General features: G+C 65.2%; 12 protein-coding genes and 1 pseudogene. 7 read left to right on the forward strand and 6 right to left on the reverse strand.

Features of this window, described 5'->3' with window-relative positions:
* The 7 genes and pseudogenes from B2W70_RS09625 to B2W70_RS09655 all read left to right on the forward strand — a co-directional run.
* Positions 1-288, forward strand: a pseudogene (locus tag B2W70_RS09625) (UDP-3-O-(3-hydroxymyristoyl)glucosamine N-acyltransferase); the annotation flags it as partial.
* Positions 285-725, forward strand: coding sequence for a 3-hydroxyacyl-ACP dehydratase FabZ (gene fabZ, locus B2W70_RS09630; RefSeq protein ID WP_058086168.1), 441 nt, complete (start codon positions 285-287; stop codon positions 723-725). The pseudogene B2W70_RS09625 and the gene fabZ, both read left to right, overlap by 4 nt.
* Positions 726-729: 4 nt before the next feature.
* The gene (gene lpxA, locus B2W70_RS09635) at positions 730-1,530 is read left to right on the forward strand and encodes an acyl-ACP--UDP-N-acetylglucosamine O-acyltransferase (RefSeq protein WP_286745194.1); all 801 of its coding nucleotides are present in this window, start codon (positions 730-732) and stop codon (positions 1,528-1,530) included.
* Between the two features lie 39 nt (positions 1,531-1,569).
* Positions 1,570-2,694 (forward strand): lipid-A-disaccharide synthase, encoded by a 1,125-nt coding sequence (lpxB, locus tag B2W70_RS09640; RefSeq protein ID WP_286745216.1) that lies wholly within the window; start codon positions 1,570-1,572, stop codon positions 2,692-2,694.
* Positions 2,663-3,361: a ribonuclease HII gene (gene rnhB / locus B2W70_RS09645; RefSeq protein WP_286745197.1), complete on the forward strand. Its 699-nt coding sequence runs from the start codon at positions 2,663-2,665 to the stop codon at positions 3,359-3,361. Before lpxB ends, rnhB begins: the two co-directional genes overlap by 32 nt.
* A 6-nt stretch (positions 3,362-3,367) precedes the next feature.
* Positions 3,368-4,198 (forward strand): TrmH family RNA methyltransferase, encoded by an 831-nt coding sequence (locus B2W70_RS09650; protein ID WP_286745199.1) that lies wholly within the window; start codon positions 3,368-3,370, stop codon positions 4,196-4,198.
* 135 nt (positions 4,199-4,333) lie between these two features.
* The gene (locus tag B2W70_RS09655) at positions 4,334-5,029 is read left to right on the forward strand and encodes a Bax inhibitor-1/YccA family protein (protein ID WP_286745202.1); all 696 of its coding nucleotides are present in this window, start codon (positions 4,334-4,336) and stop codon (positions 5,027-5,029) included.
* Positions 5,030-5,102: 73 nt separating this feature from the next.
* On the opposite strand, the gene dnaB is transcribed toward B2W70_RS09655, so the two are convergent.
* From dnaB to B2W70_RS09685, 6 genes are all read right to left on the reverse strand, one after another.
* A complete protein-coding gene (gene dnaB / locus B2W70_RS09660; protein WP_058086162.1) occupies positions 5,103-6,548 on the reverse strand; it encodes a replicative DNA helicase in 1,446 nt (481 codons plus the stop codon).
* 207 nt (positions 6,549-6,755) lie between these two features.
* The gene (rplI, locus tag B2W70_RS09665) at positions 6,756-7,208 is read right to left on the reverse strand and encodes a 50S ribosomal protein L9 (RefSeq protein WP_286745206.1); all 453 of its coding nucleotides are present in this window, start codon (positions 7,206-7,208) and stop codon (positions 6,756-6,758) included.
* Between the two features lie 12 nt (positions 7,209-7,220).
* Complete coding sequence (gene rpsR / locus B2W70_RS09670) at positions 7,221-7,514, reverse strand: 30S ribosomal protein S18 (RefSeq protein WP_058086160.1); 294 nt, start codon at positions 7,512-7,514, stop codon at positions 7,221-7,223.
* Between the two features lie 28 nt (positions 7,515-7,542).
* Positions 7,543-7,833, reverse strand: coding sequence for a primosomal replication protein N (gene priB / locus B2W70_RS09675; RefSeq protein WP_286745210.1), 291 nt, complete (start codon positions 7,831-7,833; stop codon positions 7,543-7,545).
* Positions 7,834-7,905: 72 nt separating this feature from the next.
* Complete coding sequence (gene rpsF / locus B2W70_RS09680; protein WP_058086158.1) at positions 7,906-8,271, reverse strand: 30S ribosomal protein S6; 366 nt, start codon at positions 8,269-8,271, stop codon at positions 7,906-7,908.
* Between the two features lie 234 nt (positions 8,272-8,505).
* The coding region (locus tag B2W70_RS09685; RefSeq protein WP_349677446.1) for a putative PEP-binding protein at positions 8,506-8,763 on the reverse strand (258 nt) is incomplete at its 5' end.

Below are 8,763 nucleotides of genomic sequence, written 5' to 3' on the forward strand. Positions count from 1 at the left end.
GAGCACTCGGCCATGGCCGGTTGCGTCGGTGTGGCGGGCAGCGCGCGCATCGGCAAACATTGCACCGTCGGGGGCGCAGGCATGATCCTGGGTCACCTGACGCTGGCGGACCACGTGCACGTTTCTTCGGGCACGTTGATCTCGCGCTCCATCCTCAAGCCCGGGCAGTACAGCGGCGTCTTCCCGTTCGATGACAACGCGTCCTGGGAAAAGAACGCCGCGACCCTGCGACAGCTGCACGCCCTGCGTGACCGCATCCGCGCCCTTGAAAAAGAAGTGAAAAGCTGATGGACATCCACAAGATCCTCAACAAGCTCCCCCACCGTTACCCTTTCCTCATGGTGGACAGGGTGCTGGAGGTTGAGAAGAACGTGCGCATCCGCGCACTCAAGAACGTCACCATCAACGAGCCGTTCTTCCAGGGGCACTTCCCGGGCCGCCCGGTCATGCCCGGCGTGATGATGCTCGAAGCCTTGGCTCAGGCCGCTGCGCTGCTGGCCTTCGAGACCATGGGCAACGCCGCCGACGAAAACTCGGTGTACTACTTCGTGGGCATCGATGGTGCGCGCTTCAAGCGCCCGGTCGAGCCGGGTGACCAGCTCTTCCTCGACGTCTTCATGGACCGCAACAAGGGTGGCATCTACAAGTTCAAGGCCCGCGCCATGGTGGGCGAAGAACTCGCCGTCGAGGCCGAGCTGATGTGCACCGTGCGCAAGGTGGCCTGAGCCCATGGCGAACATCCACCCCACCGCCATCGTTGATGCGAAGGCCGAGTTGGCCGATTCGGTCAGCGTGGGCGCGTTCACGACCATCGGGCCGAACGTGCGCATCGGTGAAGGCACGAGCATCGGTGCGCACTGTGTGATCGAAGGTGTGACCACCATCGGCCGGGACAACAAGATCTACCAGTTCGCCTCGGTGGGCGCCGACCCGCAGGACAAGAAGTACAAGGGCGAGCCCACGCAGCTCATCATCGGTGACCGCAACACCATCCGCGAGTTCACGACCTTCAACACCGGCACGGTGCAGGACAAGGGCGTGACCCAGGTCGGCCACGACAACTGGATCATGGCCTACGTGCACGTGGCGCACGATTGCGTCATCGGCGACCACAACGTGATCGCCAATTCGGTGCAGTTCGCGGGTCACGTGACGGTGGGCAACTTCACGCTGATCGGCGGCATCAGTGGCATCCACCAGTTCGTGCGCATCGGTGACTTCGCCATGCTGGGTTTCCAGACGCGCCTGTCGCAAGATTTGCCGCCATTTGTGGTGGCTGCGGGCAACCCGGCCGAAGCGCAGAACGTGCACCAGGAAGGCCCCCGTCGCCGTGGCTACTCGCCCGAGCGCCTGGCCAACCTCAAGGCCATGTACAAGCTGTTGTATCGCAAGGGCCTGACGCTGGCCGCCTCGGTGGACGAGATCACGGCGCTCAAGTCCGCGCCTGAGGCTTTGGCCGAAGGTGTGCAAGGCGACATCGACAAGATGCTGGCCTTCCTGGCCGACGCCAAGCGCGGCATCGTGCGCTGAAGGGGCTGACAGGTGAGTCGGTCCGATCCCCGCATCGGCATGGTCGCCGGTGAAACCTCCGGTGACCTGCTGGCCGGTTTGCTGCTGGGTGGCATGAAGGCACGCTGGCCTGACCTGAGCTCGCAAGGCATTGGCGGCCCGAAGATGGCCGCTCAAGGTTTCGAGGCCTGGTGGCCGCACGACAAGCTGGCGGTGCACGGCTTCAACATGGAGGTGCTGCGGCGCTTCCGCGAGATCTGGACCATCCGCCGCCGCCTGGGCGACCGCCTGCTGGCCGACCGGCCCGACGTGTTCATCGGCGTCGATGCCCCCGACTTCAACCTGGGTCTGGAAGCACGCCTGAAAGAGCAGGGCGTCAAGACCGTGCACTTCGTCAGCCCCTCGATCTGGGCCTGGCGGGGAGGGCGCATCAAGAAGATCCACCGCTCGGTGGACCACATGCTTTGCCTGTTCCCCTTCGAGCCGAAGATCTACCAGGACGCCGGCATCAACGCGAGCTTCGTCGGTCACCCGCTGGCCGACACCATCCCGCTGGAGGTGCCGCGTGCGGCCGCGCGTGCGGCGCTGGGCATCGCCGAATCGACGCCGCTGGTGGCGGTGCTGCCGGGCAGTCGGCGTGGCGAGGTCCGCCACATCGCGCCTTGCTTCTTGCAAACCGTGGCCCTGCTCGCCAAGCAGCGCCCTGACCTTCGCTTCGTGCTGCCCGTCGTGCCCGGCTTGCGCGAGATGGTCGAGCCGCTGGTGCGCGAACACGCCCCGAACGCCCCGTTGACCCTGCTCGATGGCCAGTCCCACGAAGCCCTGGCCGCCTGCGACGTCACCCTCATCGCCAGCGGCACGGCCACGCTGGAGGCCGCGCTGTTCAAGCGCCCCATGGTGATTGCCTACCAGCTCAGCCCCATGAGCTGGCAGATCATGAAGCGCATGGGCTACCTGCCGTGGGTGGGCCTGCCCAACATCCTCGAGCGCGATTTCGTCGTGCCCGAGCGCTTGCAGGACGATGCCAACCCGGTGCAACTGGCCAAGGACGTGCTCGCCTGGCTGGATGACCCTTCGCGCAGCGCCTCTGTGCAGCAGCGCTTCCTCGAACTCCACCACACCCTGCGCCGCAACACCGGCCAGGCCGCCACCGATGCGATCGCGCAAGTCCTCGAAGCGCGTTGAGGTGGTTGCCCCCTTGCACGCTGACCGGCAGCTGGACCTGCTGTGCCCGGTCGAGCCCACCGGTTTGCTGGCGGGTGTGGACGAGGCGGGGCGTGGCCCCTTGGCCGGCCCGGTGGTGGCGGCAGCCGTCATCCTCGATGAGCTCAACCCCATCGCCGGCCTGGCCGATTCCAAAAAGCTCACCGCCCGCCAGCGAGAGGCCTTGTTCGACGAAATCCGGGCCAAGGCGCTGTGCTGCAGCATTGCCCTGGCCTCGGTCGAAGAGATCGACGAGCTCAACATCCTCCACGCCACCATGCTGGCCATGCGCCGCGCGGTCGAAGGCCTGCGGCTGAAGCCTTCCCTGGTGCAGGTCGATGGCAACCGCGTGCCGCCGCTGCAGGTGCCTGCCCAGGCCATCGTCAAGGGTGATGCCAAGGTGCAGGCCATCTCGGCGGCCTCGATCCTGGCGAAGGTGCACCGCGACCGCCTCTGCGACGAGCTGCATCAGGCCCACCCCCAATACGGCTTCGATGGCCACAAGGGCTACCCCACTGCCGATCACTTGGCGGCCCTGCGCGAGCATGGCGCGACACCGCATCACCGGCGCAGCTTCGGGCCCGTGAAGGTGGTACTGGGCCTGGTGCCGGACCCGACCCTGGTGGTGGGCAGCCCCCTGCGCCGCTGACAACACATGACCGACTCTTCCGTTCAGCACATCACCTCACGCGAGAACGCGCTCATCTCGCGACTGCGTCGGCTGTCCCAGGAGCCCCTGGCTTACCGCAAGCAGGCCGAGGTCTGGCTGGAGGGCGATCACCTCTGCCGCGCGGCGCTGGCCCGTGGCCTGCGCGCGCCCATGGCCGTGGTGGCCGACACCGCCTGGATCGGCGAGCATGGTCAAGGGCAGGGCAACGATGAGCGTGCCGACCTGGCCACCCGGCTGGCCCGCCAGGCCGCTCGCGTGGTGGTCGTGCCCGAGGCGCTCTGGAAGGTGTTCACGGGCCTGGAGTCGCCCGCGCGAATCGGCTTTCTCATGCCGCTCGCAGGCGAACATGCGCTGACGGGTGTCGTGCAATCGGGCGTGCCCACGGTGGTGCTGGACCGCCTGCAGGACGCTGGCAACGTCGGCAGCATCTTGCGCAGCGCGGCGGCCCTGGGTGTCGGGCAGGTGCTGGCCCTCAAGGGCACGGCGGGTTTGTGGTCGCCCAAGGTGCTGCGTGCCGGCATGGGGGCGCACTTTGGGCTGAACCTGGTCGAGCAACTGTCTGCCGAAGACCTCGCCGGCCTGGGGGTGCCCTTGGTTGCCACCAGTTCGCACACTGAAAATGAGCTGCACAGTGTGAACTTGCCCGAGCCCTGCGCCTGGGTCATGGGCCATGAAGGGCAGGGGGTCAGTGGCGAGTTGATGGCGCGATGCACGTTGTCCGTTCGAATTCCTCAGCCTGGTGGCGAGGAGTCCTTGAATGTGGCGGCAGCCACCGCCATCTGCTTGTACGAGTCGCTGCGCCGCCGCGTGGCCTGAGCCTCCATCTGGCCTTGATCACCCTGTGATGAGGGTGGCCCGCGTGTGGAGACTTGGGCGCGCCCGGCAGATGACATAACATCGGCGCATTGGCGCGAGTTCGGTCTCGCCGCTCACATCACTTAGGAGAAATTCATGGATCGTTCGATCAAGCCCATTGACGTCGTCTACGGCGGCGCTGTTGGCTCGGCCCAGCGTCAGCGCGTGCTGCGCAACACCTACGCCTTGTTGGCGCTGTCCTTGCTGCCCACGGTGCTGGGCGCCTGGATGGGCGTCGCCATGGGCGGCTTCAGCCTCGGTGGCCCGCTCGTGACCTTCATCGCCTTCATGGCGATTTCCTTCGGTTTCTTCTTCGCCATCGAGAAGTTCAAGAACTCCGGCGTGGGCGTGCTGCTCCTGCTGGGTTTCACCTTCTTCATGGGCCTGATGATGTCGCGGCTGCTCAGCTTTGCGCTGGGCCTGGGCAATGGCGCCCAGCTCATCGGCATGGCGTTCGGCGGCACGGCGCTGATCTTTGCCGCCATGGCCACCTTGTCGAGCGTGGTCAAGCGCGACCTGTCGAACATGGGCAAGTGGCTCTTCGTTGGCCTCCTGGTGCTGATCGTGGCTGCGGTTGCCAACATCTGGCTGCAGATGCCGGCGCTGATGCTCGCGATCTCGGCCATGGCCGTGCTGATCTTCTCGGCTTTCATCCTCTATGACATCAAGCGCATCATCGATGGCGGCGAGACCAACTACGTCTCCGCCACGCTGGCGCTGTACCTGAATGTCTACAACGTGTTCACGTCCCTGCTGCAGTTGCTGATGGCGCTGGGTGGCAGCGACGACTGATCGCTGACAGGCCTTCGAATGAAAGCGGCCCCGCGAGCGCGAGCTCCGGGGCCGTTGTTCTTGGCGGTGGCGATCAGTACTCGTCGCCGCCGATGTAGGTGCCGGGCGCCAGGTTCTCGAAGCGCGTGTTCGACTTCAGGAAGGCCAGGTGCAGGCTGCCCACCGGGCCGTTACGCTGCTTGCCGATGATGATCTCGGCCGTGCCGGGGATCTTCGATTCCTTGTTGTAGTACTCATCGCGGTAGATGAACATGATCACGTCGGCATCCTGCTCGATGGCGCCCGATTCGCGAAGGTCGGACATCATGGGGCGCTTGTCGGGCCGCGTTTCAACCGAGCGGTTGAGCTGCGACAGCGCGATCACCGGGCACTGCAGCTCCTTGGCCAGGGCCTTGAGACCCCGGGAGATTTCGCCAATCACGGTGGCGCGGTTTTCTTCGTTGCCGCCCGAGCCGCTCATCAGCTGCAGGTAGTCGATGATGATCAGGCCCAGCGTGCCCCCGAACTGTCGGGCCAGGCGGCGCGCGCGTGCGCGCAACTCGTTGGGCGACAGGCCGGGTGTTTCGTCGATGAAGACGTGCGCGTGGCGCAGCTTCTCGACCGTCTCGCTCAGGCGGCTCCATTCGTCGTCGGTCAGGCGGCCAGTGCGCAGGTTCTGCTGGTTGATGCGACCGATGGAGCCGACCATCCGCAGCGCCAGTTGCGAGGCGCCCATTTCCATCGAGAACACCGCCACGGGCAGGCCCTCGTTGACGGCCACGTTCTCGCCGATGTTGAGCGCGAACGCCGTCTTGCCCATCGAGGGGCGCGCGGCCAGGATGATGAGGTCGCCTTTTTGCAGGCCGGCCGTCATCTTGTCCATTTCGATGAAGCCGGTGCGCACGCCGGTGACGTCCTCGGCGCCGTTGTCGGCCAGCTCCTGCACGCGGTCGAGCAGGTCGACGACCAGGCCGTCCATGGCAAAGAAGCCCTGCTTGTTGCGGCTGCCTTCTTCGCCGATCTTCATGATGCGGGCTTCGGCCTCGTCCAGGATGTCCGAGACCGACTTGCCCTGCGGGTTGAAGGCGTTGGTGGCGATCTCGTCGGAGGCCGTCACCAGTTTGCGCAGCACGGCGCGTTCGCGCACGATCTCGGCGTAGCGGCGCATGTTGGCCGCGCTGGGCACCGACTGCGCCAGGTTGTTGAGGTAGACCAGTCCACCCACGTCCGCAGCCTTGCCCTGCATTTGCAGTTGCTCGAAAACGGTGATGACGTCGGCGGGCTTGGAGGCCGACACCAGCTGCTGGATGGCCACGAAGATGAGCTGGTGCTCGTGGCGGTAGAAGTCGCCCTCGTGCAGCAGGTCGGCGGCGCGGTCCCAGGCGCTGTTGTCCAGCAGCAGGCCGCCCAGCACGCTTTGCTCTGCCTCGATGGAATGGGGTGGCACGCGCAGGCGGGCGATCTCGTCGCTGCCGCCGGAGGCGCCCACGCTGAGGCCCGTGGGCGTGGAAGTTGATGCGTTGGGGAAGACTGCAGCCATGTGTTCAATCATACGGCCGTCGACGCGCGGGGCCTGTGGATAAAGCTGTGGGCAAGCGTGGGGGATCCTGGGGGCTTCCTGGGGAAACGCGTGGACAACTGCCCGCTCGTGCGCTCACCGAGCAGCGGACACCCAGAAACGACAAAGCCGGCTTGCGCCGGCTTTGCATGATCGGGGCACCGAAGCGCCCCGGGATCTGTCAACAGATCAGACGGTTTCGCCAACCACGGCGACGGTCACGTCCACCACCACGTCGGTGTGCAGGGCGACGGACACAGCGTGTTCACCGGTGGTCTTGAGCGGGCCATTGGGCAGGCGGACCTGCTGCTTGGCGACGTCGAAACCGGCAGCCTTGAGGCTTTCGGCGATGTCGAAGTTGGTGACCGAGCCGAACAGGCGGCCGTCCACGCCAGCCTTCTGGCTGACGGAAACGGTCTTGCCGCCCAGCTTTTCGCCCACGGCTTGGGCAGCTGCCAGCTTCTCGGCAGAAGCCTTTTCCAGTTCGGCGCGACGGGCTTCGAACTCGGCGACGGCCTTGGTGGTGGCGCGACGAGCTTGGCCGGTCGGGATCAGGAAGTTGCGGGCGTAGCCGTCCTTGACCTTGACCACGTCACCCAGGGTACCCAGGTTGGCGACTTTTTCGAGGAGGATGATTTGCATGACGGTGACTCCTTAGACGCGATGTTGGTCGCTGTAAGGCAGCAGGGCCAGGAAGCGAGCGCGCTTGATGGCGGTGGTCAGCTGACGTTGGTAGATCGCGCGGGTGCCGGTCAGGCGTGCGGGGATGATCTTGCCGTTTTCAGCGATGAAGTCGCGCAGGGTGTCAACGTCCTTGTAGTCGATTTGTTCGACGCCAGCGACGGTGAAGCGGCAGAAGCGCTTGCGACGGAACAGCAGGGATTGCGTGTTGCGCTTGCCCTTGCGGTCTTTGGAGAACTTGCCGTTCTTGGAGCGGGGAGCAGCCATGATGACCTCTCAATATCCGGTGGATGGTTTAAACGATGTCTTGTAGAGCGGTGATGTGCAGCAGCACGCCACGTCCGTTGCGCGGTGACCCCAGGAAACCGGTGAAGCCGTGGGCCTCTCCGATGGGCAGCCGGCTCAACGCTTGCGCGATGTCGCCAACGGCCACTGCCTTCATCTCCAGCTGAACCTTGCGGTTTCGCTGGTTTTCCTGCAGCTCGGATTCGTGTTCAAGCACGAGGTCCAGGGCAGGGAGTCCGGCGGGGGTGTATCGCAGTGCCTTGCGTTCGATGATCCGGGCAGACAGCAGGACTTGGTTCATGTCTTGCAGGGTCTGGCGGGTTTCGTCACGTCAAGGCTGGACGGGCAGCCGATTCACGCCTAGCGGCATGGATCAGGCAGCGGCTTGGTCCTGCTGGGCCTTGCGGGCCTCTTCACGCTCGACTTGCTTCATCATCACGGAAGGAGTGGTCTCGGCCTTGTCCTTCTGCACGGTCAGGTGACGCAGCACGGCGTCGTTGAACTTGAAGCCGGTTTCGATTTCAGCCAGGGTTTCCTTGCTGATTTCGACGTTCAGGCACAGGTAGTGCGCCTTGGCCAGCTTGTTGATCTGGTAAGCCAGCTGACGACGGCCCCAGTCTTCAACGCGGTGCACCTGGCCACCGGTGGTGGTGATCAGGGTCTTGTAACGCTCCAGCATGGCCGGAACCTGCTCGCTTTGATCCGGGTGGATCAGCACGATGATTTCATAGTGACGCATGGTGACTCCTTGTGGATTCCCCACCTCTCAACGGGTGAGAAGGTGGGATGGAAGCCGTCGCGAAGCGTCAAACCCGCTGACGGCAAGGGTTGTTGCTTCCACTTCGGGAAGCTTCAACATTCGGAAAACCCGCGAGTATAACAGCAAAAACGCCACCCGGGGGTGGCGCGGAGCGGGCGATGTGGGCGTGGCCCTGGGCAGGCGCCCCTCACGGGCAACCTGCCCGGTGCGGCCTCACTTGGCGGCCAGGCGCTGCCAGGTGTCGACCACCGTGTCCGGGTTCAGCGAGATGGACACGATGCCCTCGTCGGCCAGCCACTCGGCGAAATCCGGGTGGTCAGAGGGGCCCTGGCCGCAGATGCCGATGTACTTGCCCGTGGCGCGGCAGGCGGCGATGGCACGCGAGATCAGCGCCTTGACGGCCGGGTCGCGCTCGTCGAAGTCGTGCGCCAGCAGCGCCAGACCGGAGTCGCGGTCCAGGCCCAGGGTGAG

Origin of the sequence: Aquabacterium sp. UBA2148, assembly GCF_002328915.1 — a bacterium.
GTDB classification, from domain to species: domain Bacteria; phylum Pseudomonadota; class Gammaproteobacteria; order Burkholderiales; family Burkholderiaceae_C; genus Aquabacterium; species Aquabacterium parvum.

What these genes read in the sequence shown, in the direction of transcription:
- B2W70_RS09650 (WP_286745199.1), top strand. Translation starts at nt 3,368, where the DNA reads ATGACCGACTCTTCCGTTCAGCACATCACCTCACGCGAGAACGCGCTC.
- lpxA (WP_286745194.1), top strand. Translation starts at nt 730, where the DNA reads ATGGCGAACATCCACCCCACCGCCATCGTTGATGCGAAGGCCGAGTTG.
- dnaB (WP_058086162.1), bottom strand. Translation starts at nt 6,548, where the DNA reads ATGGCTGCAGTCTTCCCCAACGCATCAACTTCCACGCCCACGGGCCTC.
- rnhB (WP_286745197.1), top strand. Translation starts at nt 2,663, where the DNA reads ATGCGATCGCGCAAGTCCTCGAAGCGCGTTGAGGTGGTTGCCCCCTTG.
- B2W70_RS09655 (WP_286745202.1), top strand. Translation starts at nt 4,334, where the DNA reads ATGGATCGTTCGATCAAGCCCATTGACGTCGTCTACGGCGGCGCTGTT.
- rpsF (WP_058086158.1), bottom strand. Translation starts at nt 8,271, where the DNA reads ATGCGTCACTATGAAATCATCGTGCTGATCCACCCGGATCAAAGCGAG.
- lpxB (WP_286745216.1), top strand. Translation starts at nt 1,570, where the DNA reads ATGGTCGCCGGTGAAACCTCCGGTGACCTGCTGGCCGGTTTGCTGCTG.
- priB (WP_286745210.1), bottom strand. Translation starts at nt 7,833, where the DNA reads ATGAACCAAGTCCTGCTGTCTGCCCGGATCATCGAACGCAAGGCACTG.
- rpsR (WP_058086160.1), bottom strand. Translation starts at nt 7,514, where the DNA reads ATGGCTGCTCCCCGCTCCAAGAACGGCAAGTTCTCCAAAGACCGCAAG.
- rplI (WP_286745206.1), bottom strand. Translation starts at nt 7,208, where the DNA reads ATGCAAATCATCCTCCTCGAAAAAGTCGCCAACCTGGGTACCCTGGGT.